This is a genomic window from Bradyrhizobium sp. CCGB12, from assembly GCF_024199845.1.
Taxonomy (GTDB): Bacteria; Pseudomonadota; Alphaproteobacteria; order Rhizobiales; family Xanthobacteraceae; genus Bradyrhizobium.
Window position 1 is genome coordinate 223,354 of sequence record NZ_JANADO010000001.1, and the last position, 21,514, is coordinate 244,867.

The 21,514-nt window shown below is 64.1% G+C and carries 17 protein-coding genes and 1 pseudogene; 11 read left to right on the top strand and 7 right to left on the bottom strand.

The annotated features are described in order from the left end of the window. Positions 1-7: 7 nt before the first annotated feature. The 3 genes from pqqC to pqqA form a co-directional block, all read right to left on the bottom strand. Positions 8-763: a pyrroloquinoline-quinone synthase PqqC gene (gene pqqC / locus NLM27_RS01055; protein ID WP_256570083.1), complete on the bottom strand. Its 756-nt coding sequence runs from the start codon at positions 761-763 to the stop codon at positions 8-10. Positions 764-783: 20 nt separating this feature from the next. Next, on the bottom strand, positions 784-1,713 hold the full coding sequence (gene pqqB, locus NLM27_RS01060) for a pyrroloquinoline quinone biosynthesis protein PqqB (protein ID WP_254141570.1): 930 nt from the start codon (positions 1,711-1,713) through the stop codon (positions 784-786). 128 nt (positions 1,714-1,841) lie between these two features. Next, on the bottom strand, positions 1,842-1,922 hold the full coding sequence (gene pqqA, locus NLM27_RS01065; RefSeq protein WP_007595659.1) for a pyrroloquinoline quinone precursor peptide PqqA: 81 nt from the start codon (positions 1,920-1,922) through the stop codon (positions 1,842-1,844). A gap of 246 nt (positions 1,923-2,168) precedes the next feature. Between pqqA and NLM27_RS01070 the strand changes: the two genes are divergently transcribed. From NLM27_RS01070 to NLM27_RS01095, 6 genes and pseudogenes are all read left to right on the top strand, one after another. Further along, positions 2,169-2,426, top strand: a complete 258-nt coding sequence (locus NLM27_RS01070; RefSeq protein ID WP_254141571.1) for a DUF6894 family protein — start codon at positions 2,169-2,171, stop codon at positions 2,424-2,426. Positions 2,427-2,650: 224 nt separating this feature from the next. After that, positions 2,651-4,051 (top strand): amidase family protein, encoded by a 1,401-nt coding sequence (locus tag NLM27_RS01075; protein ID WP_254141572.1) that lies wholly within the window; start codon positions 2,651-2,653, stop codon positions 4,049-4,051. 2 nt (positions 4,052-4,053) lie between these two features. Continuing rightward, the gene (locus NLM27_RS01080) at positions 4,054-4,530 is read left to right on the top strand and encodes a glutathione peroxidase (protein WP_254141573.1); all 477 of its coding nucleotides are present in this window, start codon (positions 4,054-4,056) and stop codon (positions 4,528-4,530) included. Next, positions 4,527-4,784, top strand: coding sequence for a DUF3297 family protein (locus NLM27_RS01085; protein ID WP_212485282.1), 258 nt, complete (start codon positions 4,527-4,529; stop codon positions 4,782-4,784). The genes NLM27_RS01080 and NLM27_RS01085 overlap by 4 nt, the downstream gene beginning before the upstream one ends. 137 nt (positions 4,785-4,921) lie before the next feature. Then, the gene (gene tarD, locus NLM27_RS01090; RefSeq protein ID WP_254141574.1) at positions 4,922-6,091 is read left to right on the top strand and encodes a D(-)-tartrate dehydratase; all 1,170 of its coding nucleotides are present in this window, start codon (positions 4,922-4,924) and stop codon (positions 6,089-6,091) included. Between the two features lie 875 nt (positions 6,092-6,966). After that, a pseudogene (locus tag NLM27_RS01095) lies at positions 6,967-7,255 on the top strand (GIY-YIG nuclease family protein). Positions 7,256-7,440: 185 nt separating this feature from the next. Here NLM27_RS01095 and NLM27_RS01100 read toward each other — a convergent pair. Both NLM27_RS01100 and NLM27_RS01105 read right to left on the bottom strand, forming a co-directional pair. Then, positions 7,441-8,793 (bottom strand): malonyl-CoA decarboxylase, encoded by a 1,353-nt coding sequence (locus NLM27_RS01100; RefSeq protein ID WP_254141575.1) that lies wholly within the window; start codon positions 8,791-8,793, stop codon positions 7,441-7,443. A gap of 302 nt (positions 8,794-9,095) precedes the next feature. Continuing rightward, entirely contained in the window at positions 9,096-9,920 is an 825-nt protein-coding gene (locus NLM27_RS01105; RefSeq protein WP_375142220.1) for a helix-turn-helix transcriptional regulator, read from the bottom strand. A 52-nt stretch (positions 9,921-9,972) separates the two neighbouring features. Between NLM27_RS01105 and NLM27_RS01110 the strand changes: the two genes are divergently transcribed. Next, on the top strand, positions 9,973-11,145 hold the full coding sequence (locus NLM27_RS01110) for an MFS transporter (protein ID WP_254141577.1): 1,173 nt from the start codon (positions 9,973-9,975) through the stop codon (positions 11,143-11,145). A gap of 552 nt (positions 11,146-11,697) precedes the next feature. Then, complete coding sequence (locus NLM27_RS01115; protein WP_254141578.1) at positions 11,698-13,965, top strand: cation:proton antiporter; 2,268 nt, start codon at positions 11,698-11,700, stop codon at positions 13,963-13,965. Here the strand turns inward: NLM27_RS01115 and NLM27_RS01120 are convergent. Both NLM27_RS01120 and NLM27_RS01125 read right to left on the bottom strand, forming a co-directional pair. Next, a complete protein-coding gene (locus tag NLM27_RS01120; RefSeq protein ID WP_254141579.1) occupies positions 13,962-17,120 on the bottom strand; it encodes an efflux RND transporter permease subunit in 3,159 nt (1,052 codons plus the stop codon). The two genes, NLM27_RS01115 and NLM27_RS01120, sit on opposite strands and share 4 nt — an antisense overlap. A 13-nt stretch (positions 17,121-17,133) precedes the next feature. Further along, positions 17,134-18,327 (bottom strand): efflux RND transporter periplasmic adaptor subunit, encoded by a 1,194-nt coding sequence (locus tag NLM27_RS01125; protein WP_254141580.1) that lies wholly within the window; start codon positions 18,325-18,327, stop codon positions 17,134-17,136. 227 nt (positions 18,328-18,554) lie between these two features. Here NLM27_RS01125 and NLM27_RS01130 point away from each other — a divergent pair, with 227 nt between their 5' ends. The 3 genes from NLM27_RS01130 (at position 18,555) to NLM27_RS01140 (ending at position 21,506) form a co-directional block, all read left to right on the top strand. Continuing rightward, positions 18,555-19,346 carry an ABC transporter substrate-binding protein gene (locus NLM27_RS01130; RefSeq protein WP_254141581.1) on the top strand — a complete coding sequence of 264 codons (792 nt, stop codon included), beginning with the start codon at positions 18,555-18,557 and terminating at the stop codon, positions 19,344-19,346. Positions 19,347-19,509: 163 nt separating this feature from the next. Further along, entirely contained in the window at positions 19,510-19,650 is a 141-nt protein-coding gene (locus NLM27_RS01135) for a hypothetical protein (RefSeq protein WP_254141582.1), read from the top strand. Positions 19,651-19,790: 140 nt separating this feature from the next. Beyond that, positions 19,791-21,506, top strand: a complete 1,716-nt coding sequence (locus tag NLM27_RS01140) for an alkaline phosphatase family protein (protein WP_254141583.1) — start codon at positions 19,791-19,793, stop codon at positions 21,504-21,506. The last annotated feature ends 8 nt before the right edge of the window (positions 21,507-21,514 follow it).

Here is a 21,514-nt window from a genome sequence, read left to right on the forward strand (position 1 = left end):
GTTCCTCTTAGCTCGCTTTGGGCACGAACGCGCCCGGCGGAATGTGGCCCTCGACATAGGCGTGCTGGAGCGCATCGAGCTGCACCCACAGCACGTTTGTCTTGAAGATCAGCGCGTTGCACACCTGCGCGCGCTGCTCCGGCGTCGTGGCATGCGCCTTGACATAGTCGAGCGCGAAGCCGGCATCGCGCGGCGCCTGCGCAAGACGCCGCTTGAAGTAGCTCATGATATCAGGATTGACGAAGTCGTAGTGCTCCAGCATGCCGGAGATGCGCTCTTCGTGCAGGTTCGGTGCGAACAGCTCGGTGAGCGAGGAGGCGATCGCCTCCAGCGGGCTCTTCTCGCGGCAGTAGTGGACGTAAGCCTCCACCGCAAAACGCGTCGCCGGTAGAATGCCTTCGGTCGATTCCACATAGGCCGAGTCGAGGCCGAGGCCCTCGGTCAGCTTCAGCCAGCGCTCGATGCCGCCCTCGCTGCCGACATCGCCGTCATGATCCTCGATGCGGTGGCGCCATTCGAGGCGCGTGGCGCGGTCGCGGAAGCGCGAGATCACCACCGCGTCCTTGATCGGGATCGTGCTCTGGTAATAGTAGCGGTTGAGCGCCCAGGCCTGCACCTGACCCTTGTTCAGCTTGCCGCCGTGCAAGAGCTTATGGAACGGATGCAGGCTGTGATAGCGCGTGGCGCCGATATGGCGCAGCGTCGCCTCCAGCTCTTCGGCCGAGTTGAGCTTCAAATCCTTGCCGATCGAGAGCGCGGTCATTCCTGTCATTGACGCGGCATTCACAGCACGATCTCCGTTCCATCCGCAGGTATCTGCCAGCCCGCCGCCTCAGCGGCCTTGCGCTCGGTCGAGCCGGGCAGCAGCGCCGGGTTCGAGTTATTGATATGCAGAAATATCTTCGTGTCGATATCGAGATCGGCCAGCCGCGCGATCGCGCCATCGTGACCGGACATCGCGACATGTCCCATGCTCTTGCCGGTCTTGTGGCCGAGCCCGGCCTTGATCATCTCGTCGTCCTGCCAGACCGTGCCGTCGAAGAACACCAGCGCCGCGCCGTCGATCTCGGCCTTGAGCGCATCGGTCACCTCGGCGCAGGCCGCGATGAAGTAGAAGCACTTGCCGGTGGTCTTGTCGGTGATCTTGAGGCCCAACGTATCGCCGTCGCCGGTCTCGCCGCCCGGATGCGCCTTGCCTTCCAGATACCAGGCCGACTTGCCCGGCACCGCGAACGGCAGCACCTCGATCCCCGAACGCGCGCCATCCGGCAGCCGCGGCTCGAACGGCTCGCCGATCTCGGTCGGCTGGCGCCGTACGTTCCTCTCGTTCAGCACGTTGAAGATACTGTTGGCCTTCAGGATCGCCAGCACCTTCTCATGCGCGTAGACCGTGAAGGGCGAGCCCTCGCGCATCGACAGCAGGCCCGCGACCGCGTCCACTTCGCCGTTGGTCAGGATCACGCCCGCAATGGGCGTATGGCGCAGCGCGCCCGCCTTCGGATGCAGTTGCGGCGTGGCGTTCAATTGCTGGCGAAGATCGGGGGAGGCGTTGATCAGGAACCAATGCTCGCCGTCCCCGCTGAACGCAACCGACGCCTGGGTTCTTTGAAGGTCATGGCCGCTGGCACGGGCCGCTCGGCAGCCCTCGCAGCCGCAATTCCATTGCGGCACTCCGCCGCCGGCTGCGGCGCCCAGGACGACGACGCGAAGCATGATCCGTCTCCTGGAGGGAACGCTGCGAGGTGGATCTCGGGTCGACACGGATGCCGACAAAGATCATGTCTTCCGGCAACCTAATGTGACGAAAGATCCACCTGCGCTGAACGCAGATCGCCCGCCGCTTACTTGCGGGTGGCGCTCACATACATATTGATTTCCATGCCACAGGGCACTTCGACGATCTTCGGGGCTTTCCAGGCCATTTGGCTCTCCATTTTCGCGAATTCGGACGTATCCGCCCACGGTTAAATTAGTGCGGGCAGAAAACTTCGCCAGTGAAATTTTCCCGAGAAGGCCATGTTGCGATGCGAAAATGATGCTGGAACTTCACTTCTCACGACGCTGCCTTGCGCATGGCGCATTCGGTCGCGAACGCTGTCCTGATAAAGCAGTTGTGAGTGCAGTGCAGCTTTCAATCCGGTACAGGCGATCCAAACTGGACTTTCGTGATGCCCAGATACTTCTTCAACACCCGCATCGGCGACGAATTGATCGTGGATCCCGACGGCGAGGACCTGCGCAATCCCGATCGCGCCTGGGAGGTCGCCCGCCAGATGATCCTGGAGGTGGTGAAGTCGGAGGGCGCCCAGCCGGCGCTGCTGGAGGCCGTCATCGAGGTCACCGACGTCGCGGGGGAGATCGTGCTGGAGTTCCCCTTCACCGAGGCGCTGCTGGACATGCCGGACCAGTCCGCGACGAGGCATTAGGCCCGGCGGGGTGGCCGGCCCCAGCTCTCTCCACCGTCATTGCGAGGAGCCCTTGCGACGAAGCAATCCAGACTGCTTCCGCAGAGGCGGTCTGGATTGCTTCGCTGCGCTCGCAATGACGGGTGAATGCAGCAATCCGAGCCCCAGGGCCCTTCGCCCTGCGAAATCCGCATGGCTTTGCCGCGTTCCCGGCGCTAAAAGACGCCGGTCATACGGAGCAAGCCATGCAAGATCTCTGGCGCCTGTCGGCTGCCGACCTCGCCGCCCTCGTCAAATCCAGAAAGGTCTCCGCCAGGGAGGCCGCCGCGGCCGGTCTCGCCCGCCTGGACGCCGTCAATCCCCGGCTGAACGCGGTGATCGACCACCGCCCGGACGACGTGCTCAAGCAGGCTGACGCCGTCGATGCCGCCATTGCGCGGGGCGAAGACCCCGGCGTACTCGCCGGTGTGCCCGTCACCATCAAGGCCAATGTCGACCAGGAGGGCTTTGCCACCACCAATGGCCTGAAGCTCCAGCGCGACGTGATCGCGCGCGAGGACAGTCCGGTCGTCGCCAATTTCCGCAAAGCCGGCGCAATTCTCCTTGGCCGGACCAATTGCCCGGCCTTCTCCTATCGCTGGTTCACCACCAATCTGATTCATGGCGATACTAAGAACCCCAGGGATCCCTCACTGACGCCGGGCGGCTCCTCGGGCGGCGCCGGCTCGGCGGTCGCGGCCGGCATCGGCCACATCGCCCATGGCACCGACATCGCCGGCTCGATCCGCTATCCCGCCTATGCCTGCGGCGTGCACGGCCTGCGCCCGACGCTCGGCCGCATCCCTGCCTTCAATCCGGCGCTGCCAGAGCGCCCGATCGGGCCGCAGATCATGGCCGTCTCGGGCCCGCTGGCGCGCACCGTCAACGACCTCAGGATTTCGCTCGCGGCCATGTCGGCCCGCGACATCCGCGATCCCTGGTTCGTGCCGGTGCCGCTGGAAGGCCCGGCGAGACCAAAGCGCGCTGCGCTCTGCCTCAACCCGGGCGGCCTTGCCACCACGGCGGAGGTCAAGGCCGCGGTGAGCGATGCCGGCAAGCGGCTGGAGCGTGCCGGCTGGACCGTCGACGTCATCGAGGACACGCCGTCGATGCGCGAAGCGGTCGAATGGCAGATCAAGCTCTGGCTCGGCGACGGTTATGAAGCGCAGCTCGAGATGGCTGAGCGCGAGGGCGATCCCGGCGCGCTTGCTTGCCTGCGCGGCAACCGCAGCAGGGTCACGCCGATGGACCAGGCGAACTACGCGAAGGCACTGACGCGCCGCGCCACGCTCACGCGCGAGTGGATGCTGTTCTTCGAGCAATATGCGGTCCTGCTGACGCCGGTGTCCGGCGAATTGCCGTTCCCCGACCATCTCGACCGCAAGGACGATGAATCCTTCAAGCGCGTCTGGGAAGCGCAGCTGCCGCAGATCGCGATTCCCTTCATGGGATTGCCGGGACTCGTGGTCTCCACCGGCCTCGTCGGCAAGGCGCCGGTCGGCGTGCACATCGTCTCCGGCCGTTATCGCGAGGACCTTTGTCTTCTCGCAGGCGAGGCGATCGAGGCGGGCGGTGTGCCGCCGTCGCCGATCGACCCGGTGGGTTAGCGATGTCCGCGATCTACGACTTCAAGGCCAATTCGCTTCTCGGCGAGGAAGTCGCCCTGCGCCGTTTCGAGGGGCAGGTGCTGCTGATCGTCAACACCGCGAGCAAATGCGGCTTCACGCCGCAATACCGCGGTCTCGAGGATCTTTATCGCGATCTCTCGCCGCGCGGCTTCTCCGTGCTCGGCTTTCCCTGCAACCAGTTCGGCGCGCAGGAGCCGGGGCAGGCGGATGAGATCCAGGCGTTCTGCTCGACCAATTACGACGTCACCTTCCCGCTATTCGCCAAGATCGACGTCAACGGCGCCCATGCGCATCCATTGTATGAGTACCTGAAACGTCAGCAATCCGGACTCCTGGGCGCCTCCATCAAATGGAATTTCACCAAATTCCTGGTGGACCGTGCCGGCAAGGTGATCGCGCGCTACGCGCCGACCGCACGGCCCGAAGGATTGCGGCAGCAAATCGAGACCCTGTTATGAGCGAGACAATCATGAGCGACGAATTTCCCGACCGCCTGTCGGTCGATCCGAACAGCCCGTATTACAACGCGGACATCCTGGCGCGCGACGTCGGCATCCGCTTCAAGGGTGTCGAGAAGACCAATGTCGAGGAGTACTGCATCAGCGAAGGCTGGGTCCGCGTCGCCGCCGGCAACGCCAAGGACCGCTACGGCAACCCGCTGACCATTAAGGTGCACGGGCCGGTCGAGCCGTATTTCAGGGACAAGAAATAGTTTTCCGAGCGCGCGCGCCGCGCTCTCTCCGCGTCATTGCGAGCGAAGCGAAGCAATCCAGAATCTTTCCGCCGAGGCAGTCTGGATTGCTTCGTCGCTTCGCTCCTCGCAATGACGAAAGTGAAAGGCCAAATTCCATGTCCGTCCGCATCGTCGACGTCCGCGAAATTACAAAGCCGATCTCATCGCCGATCCGTAACGCCTATATCGACTTCACCAAGATGACGACGAGCCTCGTTGCCGTCGTCACCGACGTCGTGCGCGACGGCAAGCGCGTCGTCGGCTACGGCTTCAACTCCAACGGTCGTTACGGGCAGGGCGGCCTGATCCGCGAGCGCTTTGCCGCGCGCATCACGGAAGCCGATCCGAAGTCGCTGCTGAACGCTTCCGGCGACAATCTCGACCCCGACAAAGTCTGGGGCGCGATGATGACCAATGAGAAGCCGGGCGGCCATGGCGAGCGCTCGGTCGCGGTCGGCACCATCGACATGGCGGTATGGGACGCGGTGGCGAAGATCGCCGGCAAGCCATTGTTTCGTCTGCTCGCCGAACGTCACGGCCTCACTGCCAATCCGCGCGTCTTCGTCTACGCCGCCGGCGGCTATTATTATCCCGGCAAGGATCTCTCGATGCTGCGCGGCGAGATGCGCGGCTATCTCGACCGCGGCTACAACGTCGTGAAGATGAAGATCGGCGGCGCGGGAATCGAGGAAGACCGTGCCCGCATCGAGGCGGTGCTGAAGGAGATCGGCAAGGACGCGCAGCTCGCCGTCGACGCCAACGGCCGCTTCAATCTCGAGACCGGAATCGCCTACGCAAAAATGCTGCGGGACTATCCCTTGTTCTGGTACGAGGAGGTCGGCGATCCCCTCGACTATGCGCTGCAAGCCGCGCTGGCCGAGTTCTATCCGGGCCCGATGGCGACAGGTGAAAACCTGTTCAGCCACCAGGACGCCCGCAACCTGATCCGCTACGGCGGCATGCGCCCCGATCGCGACTGGCTGCAATTCGACTGCGCGCTGTCTTACGGCCTGTGCGAATACCAGCGCACGCTGGAGGTGCTGAAAACCTACGGCTGGTCCCCCAGCCGCTGCATCCCCCATGGCGGCCACCAGATGTCGCTCAACATCGCCGCAGGCCTGGGCCTCGGCGGCAACGAGAGCTATCCAGACCTGTTCCAGCCCTATGGCGGCTTCCCCGACGGCGTCCGCGTCGAGAACGGCCACATCACCATGCCGGAGCTTGCAGGCATCGGCTTCGAAGGAAAGTCGGACCTCTACAAGGAGATGAAGGCGCTGGCGGAGTAGGGGGGCAGCGGCGCTACACACTCCGTCATTGCGAGCGTAGCGAAGCAATCCAGTCTTTCCACAGAGGCAGTCTGGATTGCTTCGTCGCAAGTGCTCCTCGCAATGACGGCGGAGAGGGCAGTAACTTCGTTGGGCGCCTTGCCTGCTGGAGACGGATTGCTGGAATTGCGCGGGCTGCCGCCACACACTCCGTCATTGCGAGCGTAGCGAAGCAATCCAGTCTTTCCACAGAGGCAGTCTGGATTGCTTCGTCGCAAGTGCTCCTCGCAATGACGGCGGAGAGGGCAGTGCCTTCGTTGGGCGCCTTGCCTGCTGGAGACGGATTGCTGGAATTGCGCGGGCTGCCGCCACACACTCCGTCATTGCGACCGCAGCGAAGCAATCCAGTCTTTCCACAGAGGCAGTCTGGATTGCTTCGTCGCAAGTGCTCCTCGCAATGACGGTGGAGAGGGCAGCGCCTTCGTTGGGCGCCTTGCCTGCTGGAGACGGATTGCTGGAATCGCGTGAGGTGTCGCCACACACTCCGTCATTGCGAGCGTAGCGAAGCAATCCAGTCTTTCCACAGAGGCAGTCTGGATTGCTTCGTCGCAAGTGCTCCTCGCATTGACGGCGGAGAGGGCAGTGCCTTCGTTGGGCGCCTTGCCTGCTGGAGACGGATTGCTGGAATCGCGTGAGGTGTCGCCACACACTCCGTCATTGCGAACGCAGCGAAGCAATCCAGAGTCTTTCCACAGAGGCAGTCTGGATTGCTTCGTCGCAAGTGCTTCTCGCAATGACGGTGGAGAGGGCAGCGCCCTCATCTCGCCTATTGAAGATGCTGCTCGTGATCGTCTTTCGGTTGTGGTATCGTGAAGGTACTCTCACCGAGTACGATCATGAAGCAGCCCTGCGTGTACATGTTCGCAAATCGTCGCAATGGGACGATTTACGTCGGCGTCACATCGAATCCGCCACGCCGTGCGTTCGAGCATCGTGAGGGCATGGTCAAGGGCTTTTCGTCGAAGTACGGCTGTAAGCTTCTCGTCTGGTACGAACTGCATGCGACGATGACCGACGCGATCGCGCGCGAGAAACAGCTCAAGGGCGGCAGCCGCGCGAAGAAAGCTTGCGCTGATCGAGAGCGTCAATCCGGATTGGACGGATTTGTACGAGACATTGATCTGAGCGGCGGGAAAGCTGTCTGTTTGGATCGAGACGGCTAATGCCTGTTCTCCGTCATTGCGAGCGCAGCGATGCAATCCAGAGTCTTTCCGCGGAGACGGTCTGGATTGCTTCGTCGCATCAGCGCAAAATTGCTACGCAATTTTGTCGCGAGCTCCTCGCAATGACGATGTGGTGGGTCTGTTCCCCTACGACAACCGCATATCCAGCAGCCGCCGGCCTTCGCCCTTCAGCAGCTTCTTCACGGCGCTCGACGCCACGACCTCGCCGTCATTGGCGTAGGCCTCGTGGTTCTTCTCGATGTCGTCGAGGCGGTAGAGGTAGTTGACCATCACGCCGGCCGACTCGCGCACGCCCTTGGACGAGAGATCGCCCAGCCAGTTGATGCGTTCCAGCCGCGCGCCGTTGCCGAGATGGAAGCGAGCGACCGAATCGATCAGCTTGCCCTTCGGCGTGCGGGCCCTCAGGAAATAGTGCGCCGCGAGCGGCTCGATCACGCCGCGCAGCAGCGTGGTCGTCTCAGGGTTCTCGAACCATTTGGGATCGTCGAGGCGCTTCAGCGTCTCGCGATCCTCGTCCGAGAGCGGCAGCTCCTTGTCCTGCTTCACCCACTGCATGAAGCCGGGCACCGGCGACAGCGTCACGAAGGTATCGAGCTTCGGCGTCTCGCGGCGCAGCTCTTCCACGACCTGCTTGATCAGGAAGCTGCCGAAGGAGATGCCTCCCAGGCCGCGCTGGGTGTTGGAGATCGAATAGAACACGGCGGTGCGCGCGCGCTCGATCGGCAGATGCTGGCGATCGACGGCAAGCAGCGGCGCAATTGCGCCGGGGATTGTCTCGGTCAGCGCCACCTCGACGAAGATCAGGGGCTCGTCGACCATCGCAGGGTGGAAGAAGGCGTAGCAGCGGCGGTCGACCGGATCGATGCGGCGGCGCAGATCGTCCCAGTCAGAGATCTCGTGCACGGCTTCGTAACGGATGATCTTTTCGAGGATGTTGGCCGGGGTCGACCAGTCGATCCTGCGCAGCACGAGAAACCCCCTGTTGAACCACGAAGAGAGCAGATGCGAGACGTCGCGATCGAGCGCGGCGAGATCGGTGTGTCCGTTCATCAGGCCGAGCAGATCGGCGCGCATGCTGACGAGATCGCCGGTGCCGCCCGGCGCACGGTTGAGGCGGCGGATCAGCTCCTGCCGCCGCGGCTCGGACGCGAAATGCAGCGAGCTCGCGTCCTCGTCGGTGGGCCTGGCGCGCCATTTCTCGATCGCCTCGGCCAGACGCTCCCGATCGGGGCCGAAATCGCGCACCAATGCCTCGAAGAAAGCACGGCGCCCTGCCGCATCCAGATCCCTGTAGAGATCGAGCACCTCGCGCGCCATCGCGGTGCCTGAGGCTTCACCCCGGCCCGACAGCAGCGCGCCGCAGAGCGCGATCAGCCCCTCGGCGTCTTGCTTGGTGTCCAGGCCGTCGCTGCGGCGAAGCAGGGTGCGGCCGCGCTCGGAGATGGTGGCGAGCAGGTCGGAGAAGAAGGCGTTGGCCATCTGGGCTTTCGTATCAGGTTTGTGCGGTGCGGAAGCTTACACGGGATTTAGGCGGAAGCCGATCACAATCAAGCAGGGGAATGCGGCATCTTTAGTTGGACCGTGCGTTTCGGGACGGCTGTCACGTGGGACGGGGCAGGGCATCCAGTGGCATTTGGAGAGCAGACGGCGCCTCATACTCCGTCATTGCGAGCGCAGCGAAGCAATCCAGAGTCCCTCCGCGGTGGCAGTCTGGATTGCTTCGTCGCAAGGGCTCCTCGCAATGACGTAGAGAGAGAAGCGCTCGCAATGACAGGTTGAGGCTACCCCTTCCCCGCAAACTCCGTCGGCGTCCGCCCCGTCACCTGCCGGAACGCAGCCGAGAACGCCGGCACGCTGGCATAACCCAGCTGTGTCGCCAGCTGCTTCACCGAAACGCCGGCATCCGTCGATAGCCGCTGGATTGCGGATGCGATGCGGGCGCGCTGGCACCAGCTCTTGAAGCTCAGCTGCGTCTCCGTGGAGAACAGCCGCGACAGTGTGCGCGCGGAGGTTCCGACCGCGCGCGCCAGCGTGTCGATGTCGTGGAGGCCAGTGGGATCGTCCAGCACGATCATCGCGGCGCGGCGGCAGCGCACCTCGCGCGGCAGCGGCACGAAGGTCGCGGAATCCTCGGCCTGGTGCAATTCCAGCATCACGAGACGCACTAGCAGCTCGGTCCGCTCCTCCGTATTGCGCGTGTCGAACAGCGCGAGGATCGCCTGATTGAGCAGCGGCGATACCCGCACCACGAATTCCCTGGTCAATCCCTCATAGCGCTTTTCGCGCTTCAGCCAGGGCAGGTCGAAATACAGCGTCCGCATCTCGATGTCGGCGAGGAGGTCGATGGCATGCTCGAGCCCAGCGGGCACCCAGACCGCGCGGTCCGGTGGCACCAGCCAGCGCCCCCCGGGCGTCGTCACCTGCATCGTGCCCTTGGCCGCATAGATCAGCTGCGACTCGCGGTGCAGGTGTGGATCGATCCGCATGCCCTTGGGGTAGTCGCGCGCGACCAGGTGCACGCCCGCGGTCGAGCGGTGGTTGCCCTGGACCTCCCGGAGGATTGGCGTTTCCAAATTTGGCGTTTCCAAGACAGTCATTGGCAGCATCCCGTCATGCCCACGACATATAACTCATTTCGGAGCAGGAGAGGATTCCCGTATGAACAGCCCCAGCCGGGTCATCAGTTTCGTCAATGCCGGCCATTTCATCGACCATTATGCGATGCTGATCTTTGCCGCCGCCGTCATCATCATGGGGCCGGCGCTCGGCATGGCCTATTCGGAACTCCTGCCCTATGCGACGCCGGGCTTCGTCGCCTTCGGCGCGGGCTCGCTGCTCACCGGCTGGCTGGGGGACCGCTGGAGCCGCCGCCACATGATGCTGATCTTCTTCGTCGGCATCGGCGCCTCCATGATCTCGGTCGGCTTCGTGCAGACCCCGGCGCAGCTCGGCGCGGCGTTGCTCGCGATCGGCATTTTCGCTTCCATCTACCACCCCGTCGGCACCGCGATGATCGTGTCCTATGCCGACAGGCTCGGCCGCGAGATGGGCATCAACGGCGTCTGGGGTAATCTCGGCGTCGCTTCGTCCGCGCTCGTCACCGGCGTGATCGGTCAGTATCTCGGCTGGCGCTTCGCCTTCATCATTCCCGGCATCGTCACCATCCTGATCGGCATCGCCTTTGCGATGATGGTCGTCCATGAGGACCGCAAGGGCTCGAAGCAGGCGGCGGCCCAGGCCCGCGTCGCCAAGCAGGACATGTGGCGCGTGGTGCTGTCGCTCCTGATCGTGGTGATCGCGATCTCGACGACCTTCAACGCGGTCACCGTCGCGCTGCCAAAGCTGTTCGCGGAGCGGCTCGCGGACCTGACCAAGAGCCCCGCGCTGTTAGGGGTCATCGCCGCCTGCGTCTACGTGTTCGGCGCGATGACGCAGTACACGATCGGACGGCTGCTCGACCGCTATTCGCTGAAGACGGTGGCGCTGCCGCTCTCCTTCATGCTGGCGCCGTTTCTCTATCTCGCCGCGAGCCTGAACAATCTGCCGTTGATCGTCGTGTCGATCGGCATCGTCATGGGCGCGTTCGGGCAGGTCACGGTCAACGACGCCATGGTCGGCAAATATACCAGCGAGGAATGGCGCTCGCGCGCCTATGCGGTGCGCTATTTCATCGGCTTCACCGCCGCGGGCGCTTCGGTCGGCCTGGTGGCCTGGCTCTACGAGCAGGGCGGCTTCGTCACCATGCTGCACGCCTTCGCCGCGCTCTGCCTGCTCGCGATCGCCGCCGCGATCATCCTGCCGCGCGAGATCCGGACGCCGCAGGCGGCGTGAGGGCGTGCTCTCGTGTCCCGGACAAGCTGCAACGCGCGAGCGTTGCGGCGCAGAGCCGGGACCTAGAGGCCACGAATTCCGTCGAGACACGGGCCCCGGCTCAGCATCGCACCGTCAAAGAGACGCTGCGCTGCGTCCGGGGCAGGAGAGGGGAGCGAGGCGCGCAACTTTCTCCTTCGTCATTGCGAGGAGCCCTTGCGACGAATCAATCCAGAATCTGCCCGCGGAGGGAGTCTAGGTTGCTTCCGCCATCGCCAAGGCTTCGGCCGGACAAGTCGCTGCGCTCGCAATGACTGAGGAAGTCGCGGCACGTTACGCATGCCACCGATGATGCCATTCTGCCAGTGTTTTGCCCGACGGAGCAAGGCGTTTCGGTAAGGCCGAAATTTCTCGAGCCTTTTCAACGCCATCGCTACTGTGCATGGGGTTGTTTTTGCATTTTTCGCTTTTCAACCCACCGCGCGAGCCGGGAACTCCCTCCGCCTCCCGCGGGTTCTACCCCTGTCGTCCCCGGCACCTCGCCGGGGCAGATGAAGGGGAAAAGACACCTGCATGCAATGGAGCCTGCTCCGACCGGTCGGCCTTGTCCCCGCGGCGCTTGTCCTCACCACCATTGCGGCCAGTGCCGACGCGGGCAAATCGGCCGGCCCGTCCGAATTCCTCCTGGTGGCGCAGATCGTCTTGCTGATCGCGGTCGGCCGCGGCCTCGGCGAGATCATGATGCGCATCGGCCAGCCGTCGGTGATCGGCGAACTGCTCGCCGGCATCATCCTGGGGCCGTCGCTGTTCGGCTGGATCTGGCCTGAGGCGCAGCACGCGATCTTCCCCAAGACGCCTGAACAGAAGGCGATGATCGACGGCATCGCCCAATTCGGCATTCTGCTCTTGTTGCTGCTGACCGGCATGGAGACCGACCTCAAGCTGGTCCGGAAGGTCGGCAGGGCCGCGATCGCGATCTCGATCGCGGGCATCCTCGTGCCTTTCGCCTGCGGCTTTGCGCTCGGCGAGTTCCTGCCGGATGCGCTGCTGCCCGACCCGAAAGCGCGCCTCACGGCCTCGCTGTTCATGGGCACTGCGTTGTCGATCTCCTCGGTGAAGATCGTCGCGGTCGTCGTGCGCGAGATGAATTTCATGCGTCGCAATGTCGGGCAGATCATCGTCGCGACCGCCGTCATCGACGACACCATTGGCTGGATCATCATTGCCGTCATCTTCAGCCTGGCTTCGCAGGGTACGCTGGATATCGGCTCCGTGGCGAAGGCCGTGCTGGGGACGTTGGCTTTCCTCGCGGTCAGCTTCACCATCGGCCGCCGCCTGGTGTTCCAGCTGATCCGTTGGGCCAACGACAATCTGGTCAGCGCGGCGGCCGTCATCACGGTGATCCTGCTGTTGATGAGCGTGATGGCCATGATCACGCATCTGATCGGCGTTCACACCGTGCTCGGGGCCTTCGTCGCCGGCATCCTCGTCGGCGAATCTCCGATCCTGACGCGGCAGATCGACGAGCGCCTGCGCGGGTTGATCTCGAGCTTCTTCATGCCGGTATTCTTCGGTCTCGCAGGACTCACCGCCGATCTCTCGGTGCTTCGCGATCCCAATCTCCTGATGCTCACCGGTCTGCTCGTCGTGATCGCCAGCGTCGGCAAGTTCGGCGGCGCGTTCGTCGGCGGCACCGTGGGTGGGCTGAATGCGAGGGAGTCGCTGGCGCTCGCCAGCGGCATGAACGCGCGCGGCTCGACCGAGGTCATCATCGCGACCATCGGCCTGTCGATCGGCGTGCTCAGCCAGAACCTGTTCACGATGATCGTGACGATGGCGATCGTGACCACGATGGCGATGCCGCCGATGCTGCGCGCGGCGCTGGCAAAGCTGCCGATGAACGAGGAGGAGAAGGAGCGCCTGGAGCGTGAGGAATTCGAGAAGCGCGGCTTTGTCGCCAATCTCGAACGTCCGTTGCTGGCGGTGGACGAAAGCGTCAACGCCACCTTCGCCGCGCACGTCGCCGGCCTGATCGCCGGCATGCGCGGCCTGCCGATCACGGTGCTGCACATCGGCGAGCGCGCCCGGGAGCAGGACAAGGACCGCGACGAGGAGGGGAGCCATGAAGCGGTGGTGAAGAAGGCGGCCGAAACCGTCTCCGCCACCGGGGACGGGGATGCCGGCAGCGTCGATGTCGTCACCCGGACCAGGCGCGCGGAGCTCGGCGAGACCATTGCCGACGAGGCGCGCAAGGGCTTCGATCTCCTCGTCGTCGGCATCGACAAGGTCGCTGCCGCCAAGGACCGTTTCGATCGCAGGATCGAGGACATCGCCGCGAAGTTCGAAGGGCCGCTCGCGATCGTGGCCGCCAAGGGCAAGCACCTGAAGCAGCCGATGCCGGACGCGCTCAACATCCTCGTTCCCGTATCCGGCAGCGCTGTTTCCAAGCGCGGCGCCGAGGTCGCGGTGGCGCTGGCGCAGGCCGGATCAGGCTCGCTCCGGGTGATCTATGTGGCGACGACGCGCGACAAGGGTGCGCAGCGCGGCACCTCTCGCGGACTGGGCCAGGAGACGGGCATCCTCAAAGACACCAGCGATCTCGCCGCCCGCTACGATGTCGACATCACCACGACCTTGCGCGTGAACCGTGCGCCGGAGGCGGCGATCCTGCGCGAGATCGACACCACCGACATCGACCTCGTGGTCATGGGCGTCGACCGGATCGAGGCCAATCATCTCTCCTTCGGCGGCGTCGCCGCCGCCGTGCTGAGGCAGTCGAAGGTCTCGGTGCTCCTGGTCTCGAGCGGCGAGGCCCGCCAGGCGCCCACGGAGAACACCTAAGGCTTCACCTCTGCCACCGCCTTGGCCTTCTGCGTCTTCTTCGACGCGCGCCAGTTCTCGAAACGCTGCACCACCACGAAGAAGGCCGGCACGAACAGCACCGCGAGGCAGGTCGAGGCCAGCATGCCCGAGAACACCGTGATGCCGATCGACTTGCGTGCGCTGGCGCCGGCGCCGGTGGCGAGCACCAGGGGCACCACGCCGAGGATGAAGGCGAACGACGTCATCAGAATCGGACGGAAGCGGGCGCGCGCTGCCTCAATGGCGGATTGCAGGATCGGCTTGCCGTCACGGACGTGCAGCTCGAGGCCGACCTCGACGATCAGGATGGCGTTCTTGGCCGACAGCGCGATCAGAAGGATCAGGCCGATCTGGCAATAGAGGTTGTTGTCGATCTTGAGGCCGGAGAGGATCAGCATTGGCCCGAGCAGCGACAGCGGCACCGCGAGGATCACCGAGATCGGCGCGTACCAGCTCTCATACTGGCCGGCGAGCACGAGATAGACCAAGAGCATGGCAAGGCCGAACACCCAGTAGATCTGGTTGGAGACCGCCTTCTCCTGATAGGACATCGCGGTCCATTCATAGCCGGTGCCGGGCGGCAGCGTCTTGTCGGCGATCTCTTCCATCAGCTTCAGCGACTGGCCCGATGAATAGCCCTGCGCCGGCAGGCCGATAATGGTCGAGGACGGATAGAGGTTGTAGAGGCTGATCAGCGACGGACCGGTGGCCGGCGTGATCTTGGCGACGGTGCCAATCGGGATCATGTCGCCGTTCGAGTTGCGCACCTGCATGTTGGCGATGTCGCGCTCGGTGACGCGGAAGGCGGGATCGGCCTGGGTGTAGACCTGGAATACGCGACCGAACTTGTTGAACTGGTTGACGTAGGACGAGCCGAGATAGGTCGACAGCGCCGCGAACACCTGGTCGGTGGTGACGTGCAGGGTTTGGGTCTTGATGCGGTCGATCTCGACGTTGAATTGCGGCACCGACGAGCGGAACGAGGACTGCACGCGCTGGAGCGCGCTCTGGCTCTGGGCGTTGGAGACCATCGCTCCGGTGATCGCTTGCAGCTTGGCGAAATCGCTGTTGCCGTCTCGGAGCTCGACCTGCATCGAGAAGCCGGCGGCGTTGCCGATGCCCTGGATCGGCGGCGGCGGTAGCACGATGGTGCGGGCTTCCATGATGGTCGCGAGCTTGTCGTTCAGCCCAAAGACCAGCGAGCGCAAATCCTCGCCGGGCCCTTTGCGCGCGTCCCAGTCCTTCAGGATGATGTAGGCGACGCCGGCATTGGCGAGGCTGGCGCTGCTGTCGAGTGCGGAGATGCCGGCAATGGTGATGACCTGCTGGACGCCGGGCGTCTCCTTGATGATCTCGCTCGCCCTGTCGAGCACCGTCTGGGTCCGCTCCAGCGAGGCGCCGTCGGGCAGCTGAATGGCCCCGATCAGATAGCCCTGGTCCTCGATCGGCAGGAAGCCGGTCGGCACCCGCGACAGGCCGTAGCTGCCGATCCCGATCAGCACCAGCGCGAACGCGACCGAGGCCGTCGCGTGTCTCACGAGGAAGGTGATCAGCCGCGTGTAACCGCGCTCGATCCGGTTATAGACCGCGTTGAAGCCGCGGTAGAAGAAATTGCGCTGCTCCGGCGGCACCGTCGGCCGCAGCCAGAGCGCGCATTGCGTCGGCTTCAGCGTCGCGGCGTTGATGGCGGACAGCAGCGCGGTCGCGGCGATCACCAGCGCGAATTGCGAATAGATGCGCCCCGTGAGCCCCGCAAGGAAGGAGGCCGGCAAGAACACCGAGATCAGCACCAGCGTGATGCCGACGATCGGCGCGAACAACTGGTCCATCGCCCTGATCGCGGCGTCGTGGCCGTTCATGCCCTGCTCGATGTTGTGGGCGGCGCCTTCCACCACGACGATGGCGTCGTCGACGACGATGCCGATCGCGAGCACGATCGCAAACAGCGTCGACATGTTGATGGTGAAGCCGAGCGCCGCCATCGCCGCGAAGGCGCCGATGATGGTCACGGGCACTGTCGTGGCCGGCACCAGCATCGCGCGCCAATCCTGGAGGAACACCAGGATCACGACCAGCACCAGAAGGCCGGCCTCGATCAGCGTCATGTAGACCTCGTGCACCGAGGCCTCCACGAACTTGGTGGTGTCGAACGGCGTGTCGTACTTGATGCCTTCCGGGAAGCGCTTGGCGAGCTCCACCATCTTCTTTTCGACGGCCTGCTCGACCTGGAGCGCGTTGGCGCCGGGCGACTGGAATACGCCGATGCCGGTGGCGGGCTGCTTGTTCAGCGAGAAGATCTGGCTGTAGGTCTGCGCACCCAATTCGACCCAGCCGACGTCGCGCACGCGCGTGACGTCCCCGCTGGTTCCGGTCTTGACGATGATGTTCTCGAACTGGGTGGTGTCGTCGAGCCTTCCGTTGACGTTGAGCGTGTATTGGAACGCCTGTCCCGGCGGCGTCGGGGGGGCGCCGACCTGGCCGGCCGAGACCTGCTGGCTCTGCTGCTGGATCGCGTTGATGACGTCCTGCGGCATCAGGCCCCGGGCTTGCAGCTTGTTTGGATCGAGCCAGACCCGCATCGAATACTGGCCGGCGCCGAACACGGTGACGTTGCCGACGCCGGGCAGGCGCGAGAGCTCGTCGCGGATGTTGATGGTGGCGTAGTTGCTCAAAAACAGGCTGTCATATTTCGCGTCCGGCGAGGTCAGCGTCACGAACAGCAGGATCGAGGTCGACTTCTTCTGGACGGTGACGCCCTGGTTCTGCACCGAGGCCGGCAGTTGCGACAGCGCGCTGGAGACGCGGTTCTGCACCAGCACCTGCGCGAAGTTGAGGTCGGTGCCGATCTTGAAGGTCACGGTCAGCGTGTAGGTGCCGTCCGAGGCGCTGTAGGACTGCATGTAGAGCATGTCCTCGACGCCGTTGACCTGCTGCTCGATCGGCAGCGCCACGGTGTCGATCACGGTCTTGGCGCTGGCGCCGGGATAGCGCGTGGTGACCTGCACGGTCGGCGGTACCACATCGGGGTATTGCGCGACCGCCAGATTGAACAGTGCGACGCCGCCGATCAGGATCATCAAGAGCGCGATGACGTTCGAGAGGACCGGCCGCTCGATGAAGAATTTTGAGATCATGGCTGGCAGCCCCTCACTTGGCCGACGCCTGCGGCTGCTCGATCTTGGTTGCCTGCGGGTCGATCTTTTGGCCCGGGATCACCCGCAGCAGACCTGCGATCACCACGCGGTCATCAGGCTTCAGGCCGCTTTCGATCACGCGCAGGCCGTTGTCGACGGGGCCGATCTGCACCTTGCGCTGCTCGACCGTATTGTCGGCGTTCACGACGAGGAGGTAGCGGCCGCCCTGGTCGCTGCCGAGCGCGGTATCGGGAACGAGGAGGGCGCTCTTGTCCTGGTCGAAGGGCACCCGGACCCGGACGAAATAGCCGGGCAGCAGCGCCCGCTTGTCGTTGGGCAAGACGCCGCGCACCGCGAGCGTGCCCGTCGATGTGTTGAGGGTCGGCGAGACGTAATCGAGGTGGCCTTCATGCGGATAGCCGGTCTCGGTCTGCAGGCCCACCTGGACCGGCAGCTGTTTGAGGTCGGCGACGGTCAGCCCGCGGCGGGCCGCTTCGGCGCGGATGCGCAGGACGTCCTGCTCATTGACCGTGAAGTTCACCCAGATCGGATCCAACGCGACGATGGTTGCGAGCTGGGTCGGGGAGGACACGCCGACGAGCTCGCCGACCGAAACCAGGTGCGCGCTGACGATGCCGTCGAACGGCGCGCTGACCTTGGTGTACCCGTAATTGACCTCGGCGAGCCTCGTATTGACCTGGGCCTGCTGGAGACTTGCCTGGGCGTTGTCGCGGGTCGATGTCGAGGTGTCGAGAGTGGCCTGCGAGACCGCCTGGCGCTGCACCAGATCGACCTGCCGCTTGAAATCGGCTTCGGCCTGCTTGAGCGTGGCCTGCGCACCGACCTCGGCGGCCTGCGCCTGCTCGAGCTTGAGCTTGTAGGTCTCAGGCTCGATCAAGAACAGCTGGGTGCCCTGCTTGACGAAGCTGCCGTCCTGATAGTCGATCGATTGCAGAAAACCCTGCACGCGCGCGACGAGATCGACGCTCTTGACCGGCGCGGTGTTGCCGGTCGCTTCGACATAGCGCGTCACTGCGCGCTGGATCGGTGTTGCCACGTCCACCTTGGGCGGCGGCGGAGCCACGAACGTGTTCTTGTCCTCGCAGCCGGTGAGCGCGATCACGGCGGTTGCCGCTGCCAGGGCCCGCCCGACCGGCCTCCACACTCCATGGCATCGTGCGGGAGATGCGGGATTCGCGCGCGTCATTCGGTGGCCCCCGGTTGCTGTCCGTCGGGGCAGCAGGCTACCAACAAATTCCCCGCCGTGGAACACCATAGCCATGGCAGTCGCGGGCCTTGCACTGCAAACGGCGGCGTTGACAGATTTGTCATGACAAACGGCTTTTCACTGAGCGCACGATCGACCAGAATTGTGTCAAAGGCCGCGCGACTGAAGTGAGGCGTCGCAAGAAGAAAAGGTGAGGAGAAAATGACATGCCAACGCCGTTTCGGTCGGTTCTCGCCGGCCTCGTTCTCGCAGCGGCGGTCGCCATGCCCGCGCTAGCTGATGGCCTGAAGGACGAGATCGCGCCGACCGGCAAGCTACGGGTCGCGATCGCGATCAGCCCGGCAGGCGGCGCGTTCTGGTCGACCAAGACCGACGCCGGCTATGCCGGCGTTCCCGTCGACCTCGGCAAGGAGATGGCGGCGCAGCTCGGCGTTCCCGTCGAGTATGTCGTGCACCAGAATTCCGGGCAGATCACCGATGCCGCGTCGAAAGGCACCTGGGACGTCACCTGGCTCCCCAAGGATCCCGAGCGCGAGACCAAGATGCTGTTCGGTCCGATCTACGAGGTCGCGGACGCCACCTATATCGTCAAGCCTGGCTCCAACATCACGAACTTCGCCGCGCTGGACCAACCCGGCGTCAAGGTCGCAGCCGTCAATGCCACCACCACCATGCGCGGCGCGGTCTCGCATCTGAAGCATGCGAAGGTCGCGGGCTATCAGACCTATGACGAGATCTTCGGCCTTCTCAAGAGCGGCGAGATCGACGCCTTCGCGCTGTCGCGCGACCAGCTCAACAAGATGGCGCAGAAGATTCCGGGCACAAGGGTGCTGGACGAGACGTTCAAGAAGACGGTGACCGCCGTCGCCGTCCCGCTCGGCCATCAGCAGTCGCTTGCCTTCGTCACAAAATTCATGAACGAGGCGGTGACGAACGGCACCTTGCGCAAGGCCTATGACAGCAATGGCCTGAAGGACACGCCGATCCGTACCGAGTAGGGCGCCTTGTTGCGTCGACACATCGATTGGGCCGCGAGCAGATGTTCAGAGGTTTGGTTGCGGTCTCGATATCGCTCCTGGTTTTGATGCAGAATGCGCAGGCCCAATCGTTGACGGTCGATCCGGAGGCCATCGTGCCGTTGCCGGCGACGTCGCGGGCGTCGTGAATTTTTGCGGCGGCTGGTACCCCTACGGGCCGGTGACCACGCCATATTATGCAAATGCCGGCCGCGGTGCGGCCGGCAAGGTCAAGCAGCTCTGGCTCTATGCCGACAACGACCGCCTCTTGCGGCTCCGTAGGTGAATCTCCGCCGCGGCGTGGCCGTGAAGAATTTGGTCTGAACAACTGCGCAAATTGTCTCGTGCGTCAAACTGACACGGCTCTGTCATCAGGCGTCATTAAGGTCCCGAAAGTCGGCGTCAATCCTTCGGGGCAACACAACAATGAAGACCAGATTTCTGACGACGGTCGCGATTTCCGCGGCCGCGACGGCGTTCGCGTGCGCCATGCCGGTCCTTGCGGACGATTTCGGCCGGGACCGCGATCACGGGCATGATCAAGGCGATCATCATCGTCATCCGCATGACATCCACACGGAAACGCCGATCAAGCATCTCGTGGTCATCTTCAACGAGAATCGCTCGTTCGACCATTACTTCGCGACTTATCCGAACGCGGCCAATCCGTCCGGCTCGATCCGGTTCGTGCCAAAGCCACATACACCGAAGGTCAACAACCTCGCCAACGCCAATCTGCTGGTGCACAATCCGAACAACAATTCGGCCAACGGCACCGGCGCGACCGACCCGTTCCGCCTCGATCGCACCCAAGCCAATACGAAGTCGCAGAACCACTCCTACACGCCCGAGCAGCAGGCCGTGGACAACGGCAAGGATGATCTGTTTCCCAAATTCACCGGCCGCGGCACCACAGGCGGCGTCGGTGCGTTCGGCACCAACGGTCAGGTCATGGGCTATTTCGACGGCAACACCGTCACCGCGTTATGGAACTACGCCCAGCACTTCGCCATGAGCGACAACAACTGGACCGACACGTTCGGCCCGTCGACGCCCGGCATGCTCGAGGTGGTCGCCGGACAGACCAACGGCGTGCAGCCGGTTATCGGCACGACGTCGTCGATCGCCGACGGCCAGGGCGGCCTGACGCTGACCGGCGACACCGATCCGGGCCACGATGTCTGCTCGAGCACGACCAGCACGATGCTGATGCAAGGCAAGAACATCGGTGATTTGCTCAATGCCGAACGCATCAGCTGGGGCAGCTTCATGGGCGGCTTCGACCTGACGCTCAAGAATGCCAACGGCACCACCGGTTGTACGCGCAGCACGTTCTCCAGCAACGTCAACGGCACTATCGTCGACTACACCCCCCACCACGCCTTCTTCCAGTATCACGCGTCGACGGCGAACCCGACCCATGCGCGGCCGAGCTCCGTCCATGCGATCGGCCATACCAATGACCTCAACGGCAAGGTCGATCCGGCCAACCACAATTACGACCTCGAAGACCTCTATGCTGCGATCAAGGCCGGCAACTTCCCGGCCGTCTCCTACGTCAAGATGCCGGCCTTCCAGGACGGTCACGCCGGCAACTCCGATCCGCTCGACGAGCAGGCCGGCAATGTCGAGCTGATCAACTTCCTCCAAAAGCAGCCCGAATGGCGCGAGACAGCCGTCATCATCACTTATGACGACTCCGATGGCTGGTACGATCACCAGTACGTTGCGCCGAAGAACGCCTCGTACGATGCGACCGCCGATCAGGTCAACGGCCCCGGCCTGTGCGGCCTCGGTGCCAACAAGCAGCCCGCTCCGAAGGGCCTCGCCGGCAAGCCGGTGAACGGCCGCTGCGGTCCGGGCACCCGCGTTCCCTTGATCGTCGTCTCGCCCTACGCCAAGACCAACTATGTCAGCCACACCTACACGACCCAGGCTTCGGTGGTTCGCTTCATCGAAGACAACTGGCTGCACGGCCAGCGCCTCGGCGGCGGCTCGTTCGACGCCACCTCCGGCTCGATCATGGACCTGTTCGACTTCGCGCATGATCACAGCCATGACCTCCGGGCGGATGCGCTGTTCCTCGATCCGACCTCCGGCACCGTGATGACGAGCCCGTCGGACGAGCACCACCACCACTAGGACCATTG